This window comes from Klebsiella sp. 141162 (assembly GCF_050600755.1).
GTDB classification, from domain to species: domain Bacteria; phylum Pseudomonadota; class Gammaproteobacteria; order Enterobacterales; family Enterobacteriaceae; genus Klebsiella; species Klebsiella aerogenes.
In genome coordinates this window covers 962,442-983,425 of the sequence record NZ_JAQIRI010000001.1, presented here as the reverse complement: position 1 = coordinate 983,425, position 20,984 = coordinate 962,442, and the positions used below count along the sequence as shown (strand labels likewise).

Annotated in this window: 19 protein-coding genes; 9 read left to right on the top strand and 10 right to left on the bottom strand. The window is 55.3% G+C overall.

Features of this window, described 5'->3' with window-relative positions:
• The first annotated feature begins 209 nt into the window (after positions 1-209).
• Entirely contained in the window at positions 210-1,118 is a 909-nt protein-coding gene (feaR, locus tag PGR23_RS04595) for a transcriptional regulator FeaR (protein ID WP_047048921.1), read from the top strand.
• On the opposite strand, the gene PGR23_RS04590 is transcribed toward feaR, so the two are convergent.
• The 3 genes from PGR23_RS04590 to PGR23_RS04580 are packed head-to-tail and all read right to left on the bottom strand — an operon-like array spanning position 1,119 to position 4,265.
• Positions 1,119-1,442 (bottom strand): YdbL family protein, encoded by a 324-nt coding sequence (locus PGR23_RS04590; protein ID WP_047048925.1) that lies wholly within the window; start codon positions 1,440-1,442, stop codon positions 1,119-1,121. It abuts the gene before it with no gap.
• 7 nt (positions 1,443-1,449) lie between these two features.
• The gene (locus tag PGR23_RS04585; protein WP_015366326.1) at positions 1,450-1,635 is read right to left on the bottom strand and encodes a YnbE family lipoprotein; all 186 of its coding nucleotides are present in this window, start codon (positions 1,633-1,635) and stop codon (positions 1,450-1,452) included.
• On the bottom strand, positions 1,632-4,265 hold the full coding sequence (locus PGR23_RS04580) for a YdbH family protein (RefSeq protein WP_047048928.1): 2,634 nt from the start codon (positions 4,263-4,265) through the stop codon (positions 1,632-1,634). Before PGR23_RS04580 ends, PGR23_RS04585 begins: the two co-directional genes overlap by 4 nt.
• A gap of 186 nt (positions 4,266-4,451) precedes the next feature.
• Between PGR23_RS04580 and PGR23_RS04575 the strand changes: the two genes are divergently transcribed.
• The 3 genes from PGR23_RS04575 to hslJ all read left to right on the top strand — a co-directional run bounded on the left by PGR23_RS04575 (position 4,452) and on the right by hslJ (position 6,636).
• Positions 4,452-4,952 (top strand): DedA family protein, encoded by a 501-nt coding sequence (locus PGR23_RS04575; RefSeq protein ID WP_032708230.1) that lies wholly within the window; start codon positions 4,452-4,454, stop codon positions 4,950-4,952.
• A gap of 146 nt (positions 4,953-5,098) precedes the next feature.
• The gene (locus tag PGR23_RS04570; RefSeq protein ID WP_032711778.1) at positions 5,099-6,088 is read left to right on the top strand and encodes a 2-hydroxyacid dehydrogenase; all 990 of its coding nucleotides are present in this window, start codon (positions 5,099-5,101) and stop codon (positions 6,086-6,088) included.
• Between the two features lie 125 nt (positions 6,089-6,213).
• The gene (gene hslJ / locus PGR23_RS04565; RefSeq protein ID WP_047048931.1) at positions 6,214-6,636 is read left to right on the top strand and encodes a heat shock protein HslJ; all 423 of its coding nucleotides are present in this window, start codon (positions 6,214-6,216) and stop codon (positions 6,634-6,636) included.
• A 16-nt stretch (positions 6,637-6,652) separates the two neighbouring features.
• Here hslJ and PGR23_RS04560 read toward each other — a convergent pair whose 3' ends face one another.
• Entirely contained in the window at positions 6,653-6,919 is a 267-nt protein-coding gene (locus tag PGR23_RS04560) for a DUF333 domain-containing protein (protein ID WP_396279622.1), read from the bottom strand.
• A gap of 655 nt (positions 6,920-7,574) precedes the next feature.
• Between PGR23_RS04560 and nifJ the strand changes: the two genes are divergently transcribed.
• From nifJ to ttcA, 4 genes are all read left to right on the top strand, one after another.
• Positions 7,575-11,102 (top strand): pyruvate:ferredoxin (flavodoxin) oxidoreductase, encoded by a 3,528-nt coding sequence (gene nifJ / locus PGR23_RS04555; RefSeq protein WP_047067839.1) that lies wholly within the window; start codon positions 7,575-7,577, stop codon positions 11,100-11,102.
• A 361-nt stretch (positions 11,103-11,463) separates the two neighbouring features.
• Positions 11,464-12,618 carry a porin OmpC gene (gene ompC / locus PGR23_RS04550; protein WP_047048936.1) on the top strand — a complete coding sequence of 385 codons (1,155 nt, stop codon included), beginning with the start codon at positions 11,464-11,466 and terminating at the stop codon, positions 12,616-12,618.
• 144 nt (positions 12,619-12,762) lie between these two features.
• On the top strand, positions 12,763-13,197 hold the full coding sequence (gene uspF / locus PGR23_RS04545) for a universal stress protein UspF (RefSeq protein WP_015366316.1): 435 nt from the start codon (positions 12,763-12,765) through the stop codon (positions 13,195-13,197).
• A 214-nt stretch (positions 13,198-13,411) separates the two neighbouring features.
• A complete protein-coding gene (ttcA, locus tag PGR23_RS04540; protein ID WP_015366315.1) occupies positions 13,412-14,347 on the top strand; it encodes a tRNA 2-thiocytidine(32) synthetase TtcA in 936 nt (311 codons plus the stop codon).
• Positions 14,348-14,395: 48 nt separating this feature from the next.
• On the opposite strand, the gene dbpA is transcribed toward ttcA, so the two are convergent.
• The 3 genes from dbpA to zntB form a co-directional block, all read right to left on the bottom strand.
• Complete coding sequence (dbpA, locus tag PGR23_RS04535) at positions 14,396-15,769, bottom strand: ATP-dependent RNA helicase DbpA (RefSeq protein WP_047049019.1); 1,374 nt, start codon at positions 15,767-15,769, stop codon at positions 14,396-14,398.
• 14 nt (positions 15,770-15,783) lie between these two features.
• Positions 15,784-15,966: a hypothetical protein gene (locus PGR23_RS04530; RefSeq protein ID WP_071596126.1), complete on the bottom strand. Its 183-nt coding sequence runs from the start codon at positions 15,964-15,966 to the stop codon at positions 15,784-15,786.
• Positions 15,967-16,253: 287 nt separating this feature from the next.
• Positions 16,254-17,237, bottom strand: a complete 984-nt coding sequence (gene zntB / locus PGR23_RS04525; protein ID WP_045397470.1) for a zinc transporter ZntB — start codon at positions 17,235-17,237, stop codon at positions 16,254-16,256.
• A gap of 180 nt (positions 17,238-17,417) precedes the next feature.
• Here zntB and PGR23_RS04520 point away from each other — a divergent pair, with 180 nt between their 5' ends.
• Positions 17,418-17,861, top strand: a complete 444-nt coding sequence (locus tag PGR23_RS04520; protein WP_047079062.1) for a GNAT family N-acetyltransferase — start codon at positions 17,418-17,420, stop codon at positions 17,859-17,861.
• A 403-nt stretch (positions 17,862-18,264) separates the two neighbouring features.
• On the opposite strand, the gene PGR23_RS04515 is transcribed toward PGR23_RS04520, so the two are convergent.
• The 3 genes from PGR23_RS04515 to PGR23_RS04505 are packed head-to-tail and all read right to left on the bottom strand — an operon-like array spanning position 18,265 to position 20,961.
• Positions 18,265-19,182 (bottom strand): ROK family protein, encoded by a 918-nt coding sequence (locus PGR23_RS04515; protein WP_316422417.1) that lies wholly within the window; start codon positions 19,180-19,182, stop codon positions 18,265-18,267.
• A complete protein-coding gene (locus PGR23_RS04510; RefSeq protein WP_396279620.1) occupies positions 19,179-20,039 on the bottom strand; it encodes an ABC transporter permease in 861 nt (286 codons plus the stop codon). The genes PGR23_RS04515 and PGR23_RS04510 overlap by 4 nt, the downstream gene beginning before the upstream one ends.
• A 1-nt stretch (position 20,040) precedes the next feature.
• A complete protein-coding gene (locus tag PGR23_RS04505) occupies positions 20,041-20,961 on the bottom strand; it encodes an ABC transporter permease (protein WP_045397480.1) in 921 nt (306 codons plus the stop codon).
• Between the last annotated feature and the right edge of the window lie 23 nt (positions 20,962-20,984).

Genomic DNA, 20,984 nt, shown 5'->3' with positions numbered 1-20,984 from the left:
TGCACACAGTCTAGGACGGGTCAGCCATTTGCGCTTTTTTCTCTGTGACAATCATTTTTGCCGCTGTGACAGGTCCCGCAATTAAACACCCTGGCATGCGGCGAAATGTGCCGCAGGTAATAGTTCTTTCATATACTCCACGCTGCGCTCTTGCCACTCACGGCGTAAATGCAACAATACAGAAACATTATTTTTACAGGGTGCAGACGATGGCGACGGTAGAAAACGGGCAGGACTATCAGCGTTGGTTAGCGAAGATTAACCAGGTATGCGGCCATTTTGCCGCCCGTCCGCTGGAAGGCGCGTTCCATGGCGAAATTGATGCAAGCTATACCGGCAGCCTCAAAGTCAGTACCGTCACCGCCCGAGGCGTCAATCTTTACCGCACCCGTAATGAAATTAAACGCGACAACGACGCCTGGTTCTATACCGTTTTTCAGCTCGAGGGCCAGGCGGCTATCGAGCAGGACGAGCGCCAGGTAGTGCTTGAGGCCGGCGATATCACGCTCATTGATGCCTCACGCCCCTGCTCTATCTTTTGGCAACAAACGTCAAAACAGGCTTCGCTGCTGCTGCCCCGCCAGCTCGTGGAAAGCCAGCTGCACGGCAGCGACATCAGCATCGCCACCCGGCTGAATAAAACGCTGCCGATGGTCCAGCTTAGCCAACGGCTGCTGCAAGAAAGTATGCGCAGCCCGGCGCTCTCAGAAAGCGAAGGCGAAGCGGCGCTGGAGGCTATCGTCTGTCTGCTGCGACCAATGCTACAGCAGCATGACGCACCGCCGACGCGTCGCGAGAAGCAGTTTCAAAAAATCATGGCGTTGATAGATGAGTCGATACAGTCAGAGCAGCTGCGTCCGGAGTGGCTGGCCGGGGAAACCGGCATGTCGGTACGCAGCCTGTACCGCCTGTTTGCCGATAAGGGGCTGGTGGTCGCGCAGTATATTAAGAACCGGCGTCTAGACCTGTGCGCACGGGCGTTACAAAACGCCCACGATGAAGAGAAGCTGGCGGGAATTGGCTATAGTTGGGGCTTTACCGACCATAGCCATTTTTCGACAGCGTTTAAGCAGCGCTTCGGCGTATCGCCCGGCGAATACCGTAAGCGCTATCGGTAACTATTTGCGCAGCCATTTGCCGTTAATACCCTGCACATATTCCCCCGGCTGCGCCCGGGCGACCAGCTTCTGCCCGGCCATTTTCGCCACTTCATCCACCGGCAGATTATTGTCATCCGCCAGTTGCTGATAGCTTTCGCTGCGCGCGGCATTAATCTGTTTAACTAACGCCAACGTCTGCGCATCCTGTTTCAGCGGCGCCAGGTAGCCGTTCAGCGTTTCCCCCACCCGCCCCTGCGCCCGCGCCTCATTCAAGGTCAGCGCCAGCGCCGGGCTACTCAACAGCATTAACGCCAGGGTGGCTGTCAGCAGTCGTTTTTTCATTATCGCCTCAGAACAGATCGCTACGCGACTTCAGCAGATTTTCGACGTCCTTATCCACCTTAATATGAATCTCATGCTCAATTTTGACATTCATATTGATGGTGATCGGCTCCTTGGACGCGGCGATTTCAATACGCGGCGTACAGCCTGCCAGCAGCAGGGTCGCCAGCGCCGCGGCGAACAGTTTTATCATTTTGGTTCCTTACATGTATCCGTACAGCGCGGGGCGGGCAGTTTCGCATTCTGCTCAAGCCATGCCTGCAAATTATCGCCGAAGCGCAAGCTGCGCCACAGATCGAAAATATTCTCTTCATGGGTATAGTTTAAATGCACGGTGCTGCTTTTTCCGTCCACCCGGCTGGTGCCGCTAATCGCCGCGCTCATCGTCAGCTTCCCGAGATTATCAAGATTGATACGCGTCCAGGATTTCGAGACTTCCATATAGCGCAGCCAGTTGATCGCCGCGCCGGCGGAAACGTTGTCGGCCACCAGCGCATCGGCGGTATCTTTATCCAGACGCATGGTCATCGGGCCGGGGTTGCTAAACCAGCCGTCTTTAATGATCCACTTATCGTTGTTCAGCCATAACGGTAACGCGCCGTTAAACGCGCCAGACACCGCAAACTGTTTTACTTTGATGGCGCTGATTAATTCACTACTGGAGATATTCTGCAGACGCAGTAGCGCCGGCTGATGCTGCGGCATCCTTAGCTGCTGCATGGTCAGCTTACCGCCAAGGATATCAACATTGACGTTGCTCAATTCCAGCGGATCCTGCTCGCTCCAGGGCCATGTTCCCTGGAGATCGGCGCTGAGATTTTTGGCGGTAAACTGGTTGACGATTTCGCCAATACGCAGCGAAACCGGACGGCGGGTACCGAGCTGCCAGCTTCCGCCGCTGAAGCGGAATGGCAGAACAAAGTCGACGCCGTTGATTTGGTTGTCCGGCATCCAGGCGCTACCGCCTTTTAAGACGCCGTGGCCCCCGGCCTCAAAACCCTGCCCGGCTGCCGCGGAAAATGCTACCTGCGCATACATATCACCTTCACGCAGGGTCATTTTCCAGTCCGGCGGGATCAGCGGCTGGAATACGCTAAGCGACTGTTTCGGCCACCAGGCCTGGCCACGCAGGCGTTCGCCGTCCCAACGGCCGGTCAGACGAATCGGGCCGATTTTCTCCGCGTGTAATGAGCCGTTAAACAGGAACCAGGTCGGATCGCGGCCATCAATATTGAACTTGAGCGTTGACGGCGGCAAAACGCTGCCGCCGCTGAAAGTGGTTTTACCGGCATCAAGCGACAACGCGCCGCTGAATTTTGGATGCTGTTCATTGCGCAGCCAGTGAATGGGTTTATCGAGGGTCAGGCGCGGCGTGCTGACCAGCATGGTGCCGTACTGTAGCTTATCGAACCCGGTCGACAGGCTGTTAAGAATAATGGCGCTGTCCCGCCACTCGCCGGCGCCCTTCACATCCCAGCGCGCCTGCATCGGCGTAAAGTGACCATCTCCCCAGTATCGCCACGACCAGCGACCGCGGTCGGGCATAAAGTTGTCGGCCTGCCCATCCAGGTGCAGGATGAAATCGCCCATTTCCTGTTCGTGGGCGCGCAGTATCGCCTGCAGGCGGCCATCCACCCCCTGCTGAGTCACTTTCACTCCCGCCAACGGCAGGCGGATCTCATCGATATTCAGCGAGTCAATCACCCGCCCGCGCGAGCGCAGCAGCGCGCCGGGATGAAAAGCCAGCTCCGGCGTCGTTAGCGGCCCGCTGAGTTTGGCGGGCAGCACGGCGTAAAAAATCATATCGTCGAGCTTGGCTTCGCCGGTCAGGCTGAGCGGCATGTCGCTGTGATCCATGCTTAGCTTACCTGGGCCAATGTTCAGCACGGCGTTCCCCTTACCGGCTTCACCGTGCGTTAACACATTGAGCCGGCCGCTGATTTCCATCTCTTCGGTGCCTTTTTGCCAGTCGCCAACCGATAGCGCCACCCGCCCGCTAAGCGGATAGCCGGCATAAACCGCGTTCCAGCGCCCGTCGCTGATGGTGATACGTTCAGGGGTTATCTCCCAAGGCAAATCCAGCATCGGCTCAACCTCACCGCGCGGCGTGACCAGCAGCTGGCCGCGATTTTTCTGCCATTCCAGTTCCGCATCCACCAGACCCGGCGTTTGCGGGAATTCGAAAGTGCTGACCAGATGACCATCGACCGGTAAGCCATCCGGCACCAGCGGCATTTCGAATTCACCGACCAGCTTAACCGGCGCCTGATCTTCCACCAGCCGCGCGCTGAAATTGCTGACCGTTAAGGTCTGGCCGCGCAGTTTCGCCTGTAGCGTGACCTCTTTGCCTGAATAACCGATATCCTGCTGCCCAGGCGTCAACGACATCACCAGTTTTCCCTGCCATTTTTCCCACGGCGACAGGCGCAGATTGTCGATAGTTAACCAGCTATACGGCAGCATCGATTGCCACTCGGCGAGGGTTCGCGGCGCGCCGGAGAGCGGCTCGCTGGAGGGGACCTTAGCCAGGCAGGCGCTATTGATATCCAGTTCACTCAGGTGTAACCGCCAGCGGCTGGGACGGGTAAGACGCGCGTTGCTGACGCGAGCAATTTCACAATCGCCCACCAGGTAGCGTAAATCGGGGATAACCAACGAGGAGCGCGTCAGGCGCGGACTTTCGCCAAGCGAGATCCGCGTGCCGACCGGCAGCCAGATACCCGCCAGCGTCGGAACCCAATGCGTTAATGTGGCCAGCAGGGCCAACGGCAGTAAAATTAGAGCTAATAACAGCGCAAGAGCGGCTTTATATTTACCCTTCATGGGCAGTCAAATCCTGATTCTAAGTAAAAGCCGATAAGCGCCTATTGTGGCACGTTCGGCCCGCGAGTGAAAGTTAACGTCCAGATTAAGGATAGCCGCACTCATTTCTGCTGAAAAAATATTTAGTCTTCGTTTAAATTATGCCTGCGACACTTGGAAAAACAGGTAATAAGGAGCCGTTATTCCGTGGAGCTCATTATCTCGCTGATCGAACGCGCGCAGAGCCACTATTCATTGGTATTACTGATTGTTTTCCTGCTGACCTTCAGTAAATCCTGCGCCCTCATCTCTTTTGTGATCCCCGGGACCTCCGGTTTGCTGGTGCTCGGGGCGTTGGCGTCAACCAGTATCGGTCATTTCTTGCTAATGTGGCTAAGCGCCAGCCTCGGCGCAATCGGCGGATTCTGGCTCTCATGGCAAATTGGCCGTCGCTATCAGCATCATCTGCAGCGTCTGCGCTGGCTCAGCGCCGAACGAGTGCTGCGCAGCCAGCTATTCCTGCGCCGTCACGGCGGTTGGGCGGTATTCTTTGGCCGCTTTCTGTCGCCGCTGCGAGCAACGTTACCGCTGGTTACCGGCGCCAGCGGTACGCCGCTATGGCGTTTTCAGGTGGCCAACGTTGCATCGGGTTTACTCTGGCCATTTATCCTGCTGGCGCCGGGAGCATTTAGCCTTAGTTTTTGGTGAAACGTATTGTCTTTTAAAGAGATTTCTTAAGACTGCGATATGCTCTAAAATTAATATCATAACCTGATGATTAAACTAATTTTTAATATTTGTAAGATTATTTTAATTATGCTACCGTGACGGTATTATCACTAGAGGAAAGCCTTATGAAAATCGCTGTTTATAGTACCAAGCAGTACGATAAAAAGTATCTGCAGCATGTTAACGACGCATACGGCTTTGAACTGGAATTTTTCGACTTCCTGCTGACCGAAAAGACCGCAAAAACGGCCAACGGTTGTGAAGCGGTATGTATCTTCGTTAACGACGACGGTAGCCGTCCGGTGCTGGAAGAGCTGAAAGCCCACGGCGTGAAATACATCGCGCTGCGCTGCGCCGGGTTTAACAACGTCGATCTTGACGCGGCTAAAGAGCTGGGTCTGCGCGTCGTGCGCGTTCCGGCCTACTCGCCGGAAGCCGTAGCAGAACACGCTATCGGTATGATGATGTCCCTGAACCGCCGTATCCACCGTGCTTACCAACGTACCCGCGATGCCAACTTCTCGCTGGAAGGGCTGACCGGCTTCACCATGTACGGTAAAACCGCGGGAGTGATCGGCACCGGTAAAATCGGCGTCGCGACGCTGCGGATCCTTAAAGGTTTCGGTATGCGCCTGCTGGCGTTTGATCCCTATCCGAGCGCGGCGGCGCTGGATCTCGGCGTTGAATATGTCGACCTGCCGACGCTGTACGCGCAGTCCGACGTTATCTCGCTGCACTGCCCGCTTACCGACGAAAACTATCACCTGCTCAATCAGGCAGCCTTCGATCAGATGAAAGACGGCGTGATGGTCATTAATACCAGCCGCGGCGCGCTAATCGATTCTCAAGCGGCTATCGACGCGCTGAAGCATCAGAAAATCGGCGCGCTGGGAATGGACGTGTATGAAAATGAACGCGATCTGTTCTTTGAAGATAAATCGAACGATGTCATTCAGGATGACGTGTTCCGCCGGCTCTCCGCCTGCCACAACGTGTTGTTTACCGGCCACCAGGCGTTCCTGACGGCTGAAGCGCTGATCGGTATTTCCGAAACAACGTTGAGTAATCTTCAGCAGGTTGCTAAGGGCGAAACCTGCCCGAACGCGCTGGTCTAAGCTTCTTTCCCCTTTTGTGCTCCCCGTTAGCGGGGGGCACATTCAGACAATCCCCACAGATCCTGCCTGCATTACAGTTACACTGTTTTTCGTTTTATTGATATGACAAATGTTTTGGAGTACGAATGAATAAGTTTGCTGCACTGCTGGCGGCGGGAATGCTGCTATCGGGCTGCGTATACAACAGCAAAGTTTCTACCAACGCCGAACAACTGCAACATCACCGTTTTGTGCTGACCAGCGTTAACGGCCAGGCGCTACCGACAGGCCAGACGCCGCCGCCGGAAATTAGCTTCGGCGAAAAAATGTATGTGTCAGGCACGATGTGCAACGGCTTCAGCGGCCAGGGCAAGCTGTCTGACGGCGAGCTAAAAGTTGAACAGCTGGCGATGACGCGTAAGCTGTGCGCGGATCCACAACGGAACGCGCTGGATAATACCCTCAGCAAAATGCTGCGCGAGGGCGCGCAGGTCGATCTGACGGAGAATCAGCTCACGCTGGCGACCGCCGACCAATCACTGGTGTATAAACTCGCCGATTTAATGTAGCGAGGCGCGTTGCGTATTAGTAGTTTCCGCAGCTTCCGCCCGCTAATGCCTGCTCGCTGCAGCGTTTACCATTCGGTAGCGCGCACATGCCAATAGCGCTGCCATCAAGCTGGCGGGCAACGGATAATGAACCGCCAACCATCGCGCAATTCGCCTGGCCGCTGTCGCTCATCGCCGCGCGCATGCCGGGCGGTACGTGTGCCGCGGTGGCTTGTTGCACCGGCTCGTTGCTACAAGCCGACAGAAATAACGCAGCGCACCCCACTAAAAACGCAGCTCGCATCCTCTCCCCCTTTCAGAAACATCTTAGAATAAACAAACTCAAGAATAATAGGCAGCGCAGCGCCTGCCGTCGAGAGGCGAAATACGTATTTATGCGCCTCATTAACATTTTCTAGCAAATTTTCCGCTTAAAGCTTGATCCCGGCAGGCAAAGCGCCTTACCAGCGCGCTTTTCATCCCAGCCCGAAATATTTTCCCGACGAAAAAATCACGGTTGCAGCGACCGGGCGGCATAGTTTGCACATGATGATTGCGGTGCCGGGTGCCTCCCGGTGAATTAGCCAGTTCGAGCTAATTCGCGTGCTAATTTTCGCCAACAGGGAACTGAACTGAACGCTCCGCCGCAGAGGGGAATTCACCGCAGCAAATAAATAGCACGCGATTGCCGGTTGGCTAAAAGCTATTAAATTTAAAAATATATTTTGCTTTGTTTAAGCGATGCATCGCCGGTATCCGTCACTACCTTTTGAGCTCTCTGGTCAGCCACTTTTCTGTTTTTCCGCCAAAAAATTGATCCAAACATAGATAAGGACATTCCCAAGGACACAAATGCGAAAATGGTCGCGGCGGGCGTTTGCTAAAATATGGAAATAACAACAGGACTCGTCGCCGTTTCACGAGTCCCTTCTTTTTGCGCAATGTAAGGGTGTCTTCTTATGATTACGATTGACGGTAATGGCGCGGTCGCTTCAGTCGCGTTTCGCACGAGTGAAGTTATCGCCATCTACCCGATTACGCCCAGTTCAACGATGGCGGAGCAGGCCGACGCCTGGTCTGGCGATGGGCTGAAAAACGTCTGGGGGGACGTCCCCCGCGTGGTCGAAATGCAGTCGGAAGCCGGGGCTATCGGCGCCGTGCACGGCGCGCTGCAGACCGGCGCCCTTTCCACTTCCTTTACGTCATCGCAGGGCCTGCTGCTGATGATCCCGACGCTGTACAAGCTGGCCGGCCAGTTGATGCCCTTTGTCCTGCATGTCGCCGCCCGTACCGTCGCCACTCATGCGCTGTCAATTTTCGGCGATCATTCCGACGTGATGGCCGTGCGTCAGACCGGCTGCGCGATGCTCTGCGCCAGCAGCGTCCAGGAAGCGCAGGACTTCGCGCTGATTTCCCATATCGCCACACTGCAAAGCCGCGTGCCGTTTATTCATTTCTTTGATGGTTTCCGCACCTCGCACGAAATCAACAAAATCGCTCCGCTGGCGGATGACACCATTCGTTCCCTGCTGCCGCAGGATAAAATCGCCGAGCATCGCCAACGCGCCCTTAACCCGGAGCATCCGGTCATTCGCGGCACCTCCGCCAATCCGGACACCTACTTCCAGTCCCGTGAAGCAACCAACCCGTGGTACGACGCGGTGTACGAGCACGTTGAAACGGCGATGAATGATTTCGCCGCCGCAACCGGTCGCCAGTACAAACCGTTCGAGTTTTACGGTCATCCGCAGGCAGAGCGGGTTATTGTCATCATGGGGTCCGCTATCGGTACCTGTGAAGAGGTCGTTGATGAACTGCTGAGCCGTGGGGAAAAAGTCGGCGTGCTGAAAGTTCGCCTCTATCGCCCGTTCTCCGCCGCACATCTGCTGCAGGCTTTACCGGAAAGCGCCCGCGCGGTCGCCGTACTGGATCGCACCAAAGAACCCGGCGCGCTGGCCGAACCGCTATACCTCGATGTTATGACCGCACTGGCGGAAGCCTTCAACCGCGGCGAGCGCGAAACGCTACCGCGTACTATTGGCGGCCGTTATGGTCTCTCGTCCAAAGAGTTTGGCCCGGAATGCGTACTGGCTATCTTCAATGAATTACAAGCCGCACAGCCCAAGCCTCGTTTTACCGTTGGCATTTACGATGATGTGACGAACCTTTCGCTGCCGCTGGGGGAAAACACGTTACCTGCGGAAGCGAAGCTGGAAGCGCTGTTTTACGGCCTCGGCAGCGACGGTAGCGTCTCGGCGACCAAAAACAATATCAAGATTATCGGCAACTCCACGCCGTGGTTCTCGCAGGGCTATTTTGTCTATGATTCGAAGAAGGCCGGCGGCCTGACCGTCTCGCACCTGCGCGTTAGCGAAAAACCGATCCGCTCGTCGTATCTGATCTCACAGGCCGATTTCGTTGGCTGCCACCAGCTGCAATTTATCGATAAATATCAGATGGTAGAGCGGTTGAAGCCCGGAGGCATTTTCCTGCTCAATACGCCCTACAGCGCTGATGAGGTATGGTCCCGCCTGCCGCAGGAAGTACAGGCCGCGCTGAATCAAAAGCAAGCGCGCTTTTATGTGGTTAACGCAGCGAAAATCGCCCGCGAGTGCAGCCTTGGCGCGCGCATCAACACCGTTATGCAGATGGCTTTTTTCCATTTAACCCAAATCCTGCCGGGCGACAGCGCGCTGGCCGAACTGCAGGGTGCGATTGCCAAAAGTTATAGCAGTAAAGGTCAGGAGCTGGTGGAACGCAACTGGCAGGCGCTGGCGCTGGCCCGCGAATCGCTGGCGGAAGTGCCGCTGCAGCCGGTTAACGCCAGCAGCCCTAATCGTCCGCCAGTGGTCTCCGATGCCGCGCCGGACTTTGTCAAAACCGTCACCGCGGCGATGCTTGCCGGTCTTGGCGATGCGCTGCCGGTCTCCGCGCTGCCGCCAGATGGTACCTGGCCCATGGGCACAACCCGTTGGGAAAAACGCAACATTGCCGAAGAGATCCCTATCTGGAAGGAGGAGCTGTGTACCCAGTGCAACCACTGCGTCGCCGCCTGTCCGCATTCGGCAATCCGCGCCAAAGTGGTCTCACCGCAAGAGATGGAAAACGCCCCTGCCAGCCTGCACTCGCTGGATGTGAAATCACGCGATATGCGCGGGCAGAAGTACGTTCTGCAGGTCGCGCCTGAAGATTGCACCGGCTGCAACCTGTGCGTCGAAGTGTGTCCGGCGAAAGATCGCCAGAATCCTGACATCAAGGCCATCAATATGATGTCGCGCCTTGAGCACGTTGAAGAAGAGAAAGTCAATTATGATTACTTCCTCAACCTGCCGGAAATCGATCGCACCAAACTTGAGCGCATTGATATTCGTACCTCGCAGCTGATTAGTCCGCTGTTTGAATACTCCGGCGCCTGCTCCGGCTGCGGCGAAACGCCGTATATCAAACTGTTGACCCAGCTGTATGGCGATCGGATGTTGATTGCCAACGCCACCGGCTGTTCCTCTATTTACGGCGGCAACCTCCCCTCAACGCCTTATACCACTGACGCTAACGGCCGCGGTCCGGCGTGGGCCAACTCGTTGTTTGAAGACAACGCCGAATTCGGCCTGGGCTTCCGCTTAACCGTCGATCAACACCGCCAGCGCGTAATGCGGCTGTTGAGCGAATTTGCCGATAAGCTGCCGGCTGAACTGAATGCCGCGCTACATGCGCAAGCGTCGCCGGAAGCGCGCCGCGAACAGGTCGCCGAGCTGCGTCAGGCGCTGACGGGCGTCGCCGGAGCCGAAGAGCTGCTCACCGATGCGGATGCGTTAGTTGAGAAATCGGTCTGGCTTATCGGCGGTGATGGCTGGGCCTATGATATTGGCTTTGGCGGCCTTGACCACGTGCTGAGCCTGACGGAAAACGTCAATATCCTGGTACTCGATACCCAGTGTTATTCTAACACCGGCGGGCAGGCATCGAAGGCGACGCCGCTCGGCGCGGTCACCAAGTTTGGCGAGCACGGTAAACGTAAGGCACGCAAAGATCTCGGCGTGAGCATGATGATGTACGGTCATGTCTATGTGGCGCAGATTTCGCTCGGCGCGCAGCTTAACCAGACGGTGAAAGCCATTCAGGAAGCGGAAGCCTATCCGGGTCCTTCGTTGATTATCGCCTATAGCCCGTGCGAGGAGCACGGTTACGACCTGGCGCTAAGCCACGACCAGATGCGCCAGCTGACGGCAACCGGCTTCTGGCCGCTGTACCGCTTCGACCCGCGTCGCGCCGATGAAGGTAAGCTGCCGCTGGCGCTGGACTCGCGCCCGCCGTCAGACGCGCTGGCTGAGACGCTGCTCAACGAGCAACGCTTCCGCCGCCTGAACGCCCAGCAGCCGGAAGTTGCCGAGCAGTTGTGGAAAGACGCGGCCGCCGACCTACAAAAACGCTATGACTTCCTGGCCCAGCTGGCAGGTAAAGCGGAGAAACCGACAACCGAAAGCTAAACCGGCTGACGCAAATCTGGTGCTATAAAAAAAGCCCGAATAGTAAATCTATTCGGGCTTGTCATTTTCCGACGAATTAATCATTCAATATGAATGAGACGGCAACAATATAAGGATTCAATGACAATAAAGGCATATAACGCAGTCAGAATACGATATTCAATCTGTATTGTATAATTTTTATTTTATATATTTACCCGCAAACCATTCATACGGAAAATTATCATTACTGTATATTTATTTACTTTAGAATTTACTTATATTGTAACAATTGATACTTATCATATCAGAATGCGCTCCTTTAGCATGGCCGTACTTCCACCCAGGAAGTTAAAACAAAAATAGTTAAAGGAATATCCAAATGAAAAGAAAAGCACTGGCATTGGTTATCCCGGCATTATTGGCTGCCGGCGCTGCTCACGCGGCAGAAATTTATAATAAAGATGGCAACAAATTAGATCTCTACGGCAAGGTAGACGGTTTACATTATTTCTCCAGCGACTCCAGCAAAGACGGCGACCAGACCTACCTGCGTTTCGGCTTTAAAGGTGAAACGCAAATTAACAATATGCTCACCGGCTATGGTCAGTGGGAATACAACGTTCAGGCCAACAACACCGAAAGCTCCGGCGATCAGGCATGGACCCGTCTTGCATTCGCCGGGATCAAAGCGGGCGACTACGGTTCATTCGACTATGGCCGTAACTACGGCGTCCTGTACGACGTGGAAGCCTGGACCGATATGCTACCAGAGTTCGGCGGCGACTCTTATACCCAGTCCGACAACTTTATGACCGGCCGCGCCAACGGTGTCGCGACCTATCGTAACAGCGATTTCTTCGGTCTGGTTAACGGCCTGAACTTCGCGCTTCAGTATCAGGGTAAAAATGAAAACCAGAATACTGAAGATATGAATGTGGGTACCAATAACCGCAGCACCGATGGCGACATTCGCTATGACAATGGCGACGGCTATGGCCTGTCCGCTACCTATGACTTAGGCATGGGTATCAGCGCTGGGGCAGCATATACTTCATCCGATCGTACAAACGCCCAGCAAAACTATACTGTTGGCGATCGCTACGCCAAGGGCGACAAAGCGGATGCCTGGACTGCAGGTCTAAAATATGACGCCAACAATGTTTATCTGGCGACTATGTATTCTGAAACCCGTAATATGACGCCATATGGTTCTACCAACAGCGATCATGGCGGTGGTATCGCCAATAAGACGCAGAACTTTGAAGTCACCGCACAATACCAGTTCGACTTTGGCCTGCGTCCGGCGATCTCTTACCTGCAATCCAAAGGCAAAGACCTGAGTTATATGGGCCAGTACTCTGATAAAGACCTGGTTAAATATATGGATGTCGGCGCGACCTATTACTTCAACCGTAATATGTCCACCTACGTTGATTACAAAATCAACCTGCTCGACGGCAATGACGACTTCTATAAAGACAACGGTATTTCTACCGACAATATCGTAGCACTGGGTCTGGTATATCAGTTCTAATGCTTGCGCCCGCCTTTCACGGCGGGCGTTTCACTTAAACCAACAATAAATTGCCGGTTGTCGTACCAATTTGTGATTCACGCAGTAGCAGAACCTCAATCCTGATGGCATACTGTTTTGGTGGTTATTAAAACAGGAGGTTTTATGAGTAGAATGATTCTGGTACCCATCGATATTTCTGATAAAGAATTTACTCAACGTGTGATCCGCCACGTTGAATCCGAAGCACGCGTCGATGACGCGCAGGTGCATTTCCTCACCGTTATCCCTTCGCTACCCTACTACGCCTCTCTGGGTATGGCCTATACCGCTGAACTGCCGGCAATGGATGAACTGCGCGCCGAATCGGAAGCGCAACTGCGCGAATTAGCCAAAGGCTTCGCCATTCCGGAAGACAGAATGCATTTCCACGTTGCCGAAGGCTCGCCAAAAGATAAGATCCTGGCGCTGGCTAAATCGCTGCCCGCCGACCTGGTCATTATCGCCTCGCATCGCCCGGACATCACCACTTATCTGCTCGGCTCTAACGCCGCGGCGGTAGTGCGCCATGCCGAGTGCTCGGTACTGGTCGTCAGATAATCGCAAAGCCCGCCGCCCGGCGGGCTTTATTATCTTTACTCCTCGCGGATTAAAGTGCCGGAAAGATGCTGACATTGCCCCCCCGAATCCGTACCATACACGCCACGGTTTTCTATCAGACCTCACTCATTGCTACGCGCCAGCGGGAATTGCTCCAGCGACTGGCACAACGCGTGCTCTTCTGATGCCACACTATGAATTGAGCCACTATTAAATGCTGCAAAATCAAGAAATTAGTAAAAAAGAAAAATACAACATCGACAAGCTGCAGAAACGTCTGCGCCGTAATGTCGGTGAGGCGATCGCCGACTTCAACATGATTGAAGATGGCGACCGTATTATGGTCTGTCTTTCGGGCGGCAAAGACAGCTATACCATGCTGGAAATTCTGCGCAGCCTGCAAAAAAGCGCGCCTATTTCTTTTTCGCTGGTAGCCGTTAACCTCGATCAGAAACAGCCGGGCTTCCCGGAGCACATTCTGCCGGCGTATCTGGAACAGCTGGGCGTTGAGTATAAGATTGTCGAAGAGAACACTTACGGCATCGTTAAAGAGAAAATCCCGGAAGGCAAAACCACTTGCTCACTGTGCTCTCGTCTGCGCCGCGGCATTCTCTACCGTACGGCGACCGAACTGGGCGCGACCAAAATCGCGCTCGGCCATCACCGCGACGATATCCTGCAGACGCTGTTCCTCAACATGTTCTACGGCGGCAAAATGAAAGGTATGCCGCCGAAGCTAATGAGCGATGACGGCAAGCATATCGTTATCCGCCCGCTGGCCTACTGCCGCGAAAAAGATATCGAACGCTTCTCGCAGGCCAAAGGCTTCCCGATCATTCCTTGCAACCTGTGCGGATCCCAACCTAACCTGCAGCGTCAGGTGATCGCCGATATGCTGCGCGATTGGGATAAACGCTATCCTGGCCGTATCGAAACCATGTTTAGCGCAATGCAGAACGTGGTGCCGTCGCACCTGAGCGACGTCAATCTGTTTGATTTTAAATCCATCACTCACGGATCTGCGGTGGTTGACGGCGGCGATCTGGCTTTTGACCGCGAAGAGATCCCGCTGCAGCCTGCGGGCTGGCAGCCGGAAGAAGAAGACGCTCAGTTAGATGAACTGCGTCTGAATGTGGTTGAAGTAAAATAACAGGCAACACGTCTCCGGCAACCGCCGGAGACCATCACTTGTCGCCCCTTACTTCAGCAGACGTACGCGGCAGGACTTGCCTTTAATCTTGCCGTTTTGCAACTGCTTATACGCCTTCTGCGCCACGCCCTGGCGGATAGCGACATAAACATGCGCGGGATGAACGTTGATCTTACCGATATCGGCGCCTTCAAACCCCATATCGCCAGTTAACGCCCCCAGCACATCGCCCGGACGCATCTTCGCCTTCTTACCGCCATCGATACACAGGGTCGCCATCTCCGCCTGCAGCGGCGCAATATGATTACCCGCCGGCGCGTTAACCCAGTTGAGTTTGATCTGCAGCATTTCGGCAAGAATGTTAGCGCGCTGCGCCTCTTCCGGCGCGCAGAAACTAATCGCCAGGCCGCTTTCGCCTGCGCGGGCGGTTCGCCCGATACGGTGGACGTGCACTTCAGGATCCCACGCCAGTTCAAAGTTAACCACCAGCTCCAGCGATTTGATATCCAGACCGCGCGCCGCGACGTCGGTCGCCACCAGTACGCGGGCGCTACCGTTGGCAAAACGTACCAACGTCTGATCGCGGTCACGCTGTTCCAGGTCGCCATGAAGCGACAGCGCGCTCTGGCCGGCAGCGTTCAATGCATCGCACACCGCCTGACAATCGCGCTTAGTATTACAAAATACCACGCAGGAAGCCGGCTGATGCTGGCTGAGCAATTTTTGCAGCAGCTTGATTTTACCGCTTTGCGAAACGTCGAAGAACTGCTGTTCAATAGACGGCAGCGCATCAACGCTATCGATTTCGATCGTCTGCGGATCCCGCTGCACCCGGCCGCTGATCGCAGCGATGGCTTCCGGCCAGGTCGCGGAGAATAGTAAAGTCTGGCGCGAAGCCGGGGCATAACGAATCACTTCATCGATAGCATCGCTGAAGCCCATATCAAGCATGCGATCGGCTTCATCCATAACCAGCGTCTGCAGCGCATCCAGCGACACGGTCCCCTTCTGCAGGTGGTCAAGCAGGCGACCCGGCGTGGCGACAATAATATGCGGCGCATGCTGTAAGGAATCGCGCTGGGCGCCGAAAGGCTGGCCGCCGCAGAGGGTTAATATTTTAATATTTGACAAAAAGCGCGCCAGGCGACGCAGTTCGCCAGCAACCTGATCCGCCAGTTCGCGGGTCGGGCACAGAACCAGTGACTGGGTCTGGAACAGACCGGCGTCAACGTGCTGCAGCAATCCCAGACCAAAGGCCGCCGTTTTACCGCTGCCGGTTTTCGCCTGTACGCGCACATCCTTCCCTGCCAGGATTGCCGGCAACGCGGCGGCCTGCACCGGCGTCATCGCGTGGTATCCCAGTTCGTTAAGGTTGTTCAGTTGAGCTTCGGGCAAAAGGTTCAGTGTTGAAAAAGCGGTCACAATGTTTTCTCGCATTAAAGGGCGGACAATCTGCAGGCGCGTATCCTCGCAGATCTCCGCTCTTGATGCGACAATTTAATCGGGTCATCGTCCGGCGGCGGGTCGGGAAGCGGGTGTGGACGAGGCCGCGGATCGGGAACGGGCACCGGATCGTTAGGCTCAGGGCCGATGGGTATCGACTGCAATGATAGCGCCATTTTACGCATAGTTTATCCCCTCTCTTTACAGGACTATTCTTTAAGCGTAGAAGTTAGCTGGCAGAGGGCAAAAAAAAAGCCGACTCAATAAAGTCGGCGTCGTACGAATCAATTGTGCTATGCAGTAATTCAAAAAAGGAAGTAAGACAATATGGAGCGCAACGCCCATCGCTTGACGTTGCATTCACCTGCGAGAGAGATATTGCCCTGAATGGGTAGAAGGTTTATTGATTTCGCTCAAATATTGCCGGGGTTTCAACGGCAAAATCGCCTGTAAAGACAATTTCTTACAACCATTTACTACGATGTAACCACCAAGTAACACCACCAATTAGAACAACTAACATTACGCAAAAAATCGAAAAACCAAGATGCCAGCTGTTCCCCGGGATACCGCCAAGGTTGACGCCAAACAGCCCGGTCAGGAAGGTGCTGGGCAAAAAGACCATCGCCATCAACGACATCGTGTAAGTCCGCCGCGACAGCGACTCCTGCATAATCTGTGCGATTTCATCGCTCATGATCGCCGTGCGGGCAATACAGCTGTCAATCTCATCAAGCCCCCGTCCAAGACGGTCGGCAATATCCTGCATCCGGCGACGATGATCGTCACTCATCCACGGCAGGCGTTCACTGGCGAGGCGGGCGTAGACATCGCGCTGCGGGGCCATATAGCGGCGCATCACGATAAGCTGCTTACGCAGCAACGCCAGAAAACCGCGCGGCGGCACCTGCTGGTCGAGCAGGTCATCTTCAAGGTCGATAATCCGGTCGTGCAGCTGTTCAATAAACTCGCTGGCGTGATCGGTCAACGCATCGCAGATTTCCACCAGCCAGCTACCGCAATCCGTCGGCCCGTTGCCCTCCTGCAGATCGCCCAGCACATCATCCAGCGCCAGTACTTTACGCTGACGGGTGGAGACGATCAGCCGCTCGTCCATATACAGACGCATCGCCACCAGTTGATCGGGGCGTTCATCGGTGCTGCCGTTAATACAGCGCAAGGTGATTAGCGCGCCGTCGCCGATGCGCGTCACCCGCGGGCGCGTGCTTTCCCCGGCCAGCGCGTCGCGCACGTTATTCGGCAGCAGCGGCGTGGCGGCTAACCAGTCGGCGCTGTCGGTATGGGTATAATTGAGATGTAGCCAGCAGGGATTGCTCTTATCGATATTATCGTTATCAGCCAGCGGCTTTACGCCGCCCTGCCCGTCGAGCACCCATGCAAAGATGGCGTCCGGCACTTTCAGCTCCGAGCCCTTAATCGCGTCCACTGAACCTCCATTAATGCATGCCTGTAAAAAGCGTGAATAATCCATAAGGTACGCTATTCGGCTGAATTTCGCCTCCCGCAATCATCGCAATCGCCTAACAAATAGGCAGCATACCGCTTTTGGCGACAGCTGATCATATTTGTATTACAATTATATCCGTAATTTTAATGAGGTTTTAGTATGAATATTTATCAAGCCCAGCCCCAGGATGTCGATACCGTCCTGCCGCTGTATCTCGCCTATCGTCGTTTCTATCAGGTCGAAGAAAATCTCGTTCAGGCGCGGGAGTTCATCCTTAAGCGCCTGCAACTGAATGAGTCGGTCATTTTCTTCGCAGAAATGGACGGCAAAGCGGTAGGCTTTACCCAGCTCTATCCCCTGTTCTGCTCGCTGGAAATGAAGCGCATCTGGCTGCTTTACGATCTGTACGTTGATGAGTCTGCCCGCCAGCACGGCGTAGCGCAGCAGTTGATTGCCCGTGCCGAACAGCTGGCAAAAGAGAGTGATTCAGCATTTATTATGCTTAGCACGGCAACCGATAATACTAAAGCGCAGGCGTTATACGAGCGTAGCGGCTTCGTACGTGATACGGATTTTTACGTCTATAACAAAATGCTCAAGTAAGTTGGTCAGGCCGTCATAAAGGGAGAACCCGCCATTGGCGGGTTCTTATTAGTTCGTATCAGTCGTCGGCTAATCCACAGTAGTAACCCTTGCCATCGTCTGGGCGGGCACAGGACGGGATTAGCAGCAAGCGTTCATTTTTTCTCTTCCGCATAGCGGCGGGCGTTATCGTGTAAATTGGTGCACATGGTTATTACTCCATTTTTATAAGCAGACTAAGAGCCTATCCCATTAGGGCTATTTTACTTGCCATTTTGAACCAGGGCAGTGCTCGAAATCCTCACGTACTACGTGTACGCTCCGGTTTCTGCGCGCTGTCCGTGTTCAAACTGGCTGCGCCAATTACGCCTACTGGGATAGGCTCTAATCCTAGAAGCTTCCGTCAGATTTGCCACATTCCTGGCTAAAATTTTTCCCAGCCCAGCACCGATGCCCCCAGTAATCCCCCTTCGCGACTAAATTGCCCGGCGACCAGTAGTGGTTCAGCGCTCTTCAGCAGAATCTTTGCCCGCAACGCGGTATCAAGGCGCGCCAGCAACGACGTTTCGCTCGCCAGCCCGCCGCCTGCGACGATTTTATGCGGCCCGAGGATATTTACCGCATGTGCCAACGGTTCGCTCACCAGATCAAGCCATACTTCAAGGGTGAACGCCGCCGTCTCTTCTCCGGTCATGCCCTGCGTCACGATCTCGACACTGCTTAGCGCCTGACCGCTGAGCAGTTGATGCAGCCGCTGCATCCCTTTTGCCCCGCCAAGGGTGTCAAGACACCCCTGCTGTCCGCAGCCGCAGGGCAGCCGCGGCAACTCAACTCCCCGCAGATGAGTGCGCGTAATGGGTCCGTGTCCCCACTCGGCGCCGATCCCCTGATTGCCGTAGAGGATTTTGCCGTTGATGGCAATCCCGCCGCCGATCCCGCTGCCGAGGATCACCCCCAACACCACCGGCAGATCTTTTGCCGCGCCGAAACGCGCTTCGGCCAGGGTAAAACAATCGGCATCGTTAGCCATCGCCACCGGGCGCCCGAGCTCAGCCTGCAGGGATTGGATAATATCGATACCGGCAAACGGCGGAATGTTGCTCGACAGAATACGATCGTTGGCAACATCTACCACTCCGGCGCAGGAGAGCGCCAACGGACTCCGTCCGCTAATCGCATCGCCATATTGCGCGATAATCTCCTGTACGGCGTCGATGAATGCCGGCCAGGAAGTCAGCGGCATCGCCCGCTGACGCGGCATTACTACCTGGCCAGGCGCCGGAGAGATAGCGCTTTTAATAAAGGTTCCGCCAATATCCAGGCACAGCACGCTATTACTCATAGGCGAGAGTCCATGATGTCACGCAGGCCATCGCCCAGCAGGTTGAAGCCTAATACCGAAAAGACAATAGCCAGCCCCGGCCACAGCAAAATCCCCAGGCTGATGCCAAGGAAGTTACGCCCGTCGCTCATCATCGTTCCCCACTCCGGCATCGGCGGTTGCACGCCCATGCCGAGGAAGGAGAGCGAAGCGGCGGCCAGGATCACCGAGCCGCCGGTCAATGTCGCCTGCACGGTAATCGGCCCCAGGGTATTACGCAGAATGTAGTGAATTATCTGTCGGCGATAGCCAATTCCCAGCGCCCGCGCCGCTTCCATGTACTCCATATTCTTGATACCCAAGGTCAGGTTACGGCTGAGGCGCGCGTAAACCGGCACGGAGAAGATAGCGATCGCCAACAGCATATTCAGCAACCCTGCGCCGAGGACGCTGACCAGCAGGATAGCCAGCACGATGCCGGGAAAAGCGAAAATGACATCCATCACCCACATAATCAGGTGATCGACACTTTTCCCGCACAACGCGGCGATGATGCCCAGAGGCAGCCCCATCAGTAGCGACAGCGCCACGCTGACCACCACTTCAATCAGTGAGATCCTGGCGCCGTAAATAGTGCGGGAAAAGATATCGCGGCCATAGTCATCGGTGCCCAACCAGTGGTCGGCCGACGGCGCGGAGAGAATATTCAGCAGGTCCTGCGCGTAGGGATCGTAGTGGCTTAACCATGGCGCGAAGATGGCGCATATCAGGATTAAAGCGACGATGATGCCGCCGAGGGTCAGCGAGGGATGCTCCATCCCCCAGCGCAGGCCGCTGAGTACGCCGCTGCGCGATTTGGCGAGTGAAATTTCCGACATATCAGTCAAACCTTATTTTCGGGTTGATTCTGGCGATAATCATCTCGCCAACCAGGTTCATCACCACCACGCTTGCCACCGTAATCATCGTCACGCCCTGGATAACGGGATAATCGCGATAGCGCACCGAATCCACCAGATAGCGGCCTATCCCCGGCCAGTTAAACACCGACTCGGTCACCACCGCGCCGCCGATCAGGCTGCCGAAATTAAGCGCGATAATGGTCACGATGGGGATCAGCGCATTGCGCAGCGCATGTTTAAAATAGACCTGAAACGGCGCCAGCCCTTTGGCCCGCGCGGTGCGGATATAATCTTCGCCTAACACGTCAACCATACTGGAGCGGGTCATCCGCGACATTACCGCCATTGGGAAAATCCCCAGGCAGACCGACGGCAGGATATAGCTTTTCCAGCCATCCGCGCCCAGCAAAGGCAGCCAGCCCAGCTTCACCGAAAAAGTATCCATGGCGATCAGCGCCAGCCAGAAGTTGGCTATCGACGCGCCGGCAATCGCCACCAGCATCAGCACATGGTCGGCAACATGATTGCGGTAAATGGCCGCGCACATCCCCATGGGAATACCGAGGATCACCGCCATCATCCACGCCAGCAGCGCCAGGCCTAAGGTATAAGGAACCCGCTCGCTCATTTCGGTGGAGACCGGCTGGCCGGACTTCAGCGAGGTGCCAAAATCCCCCTTCAGCATTCCGCTGACGAAATGGCCATACTGCACCGCCAGCGGATCGTCCAGGCCGAGGCGCGTATGCATACGGCTGACATCATCCTGGGTGGCCTGCGGCCCTGCCATCAGGCGGGCCGGGTCACCGGGGAGCATCCTGATCGCCAGAAAGACAATCAGCGATGCGCCCAGTAGGATCAGCGGCAAAGAAAGCAGTTTTTTAATCACATAAGCTTTCATAACAACTCCACCCTGACCCCAGC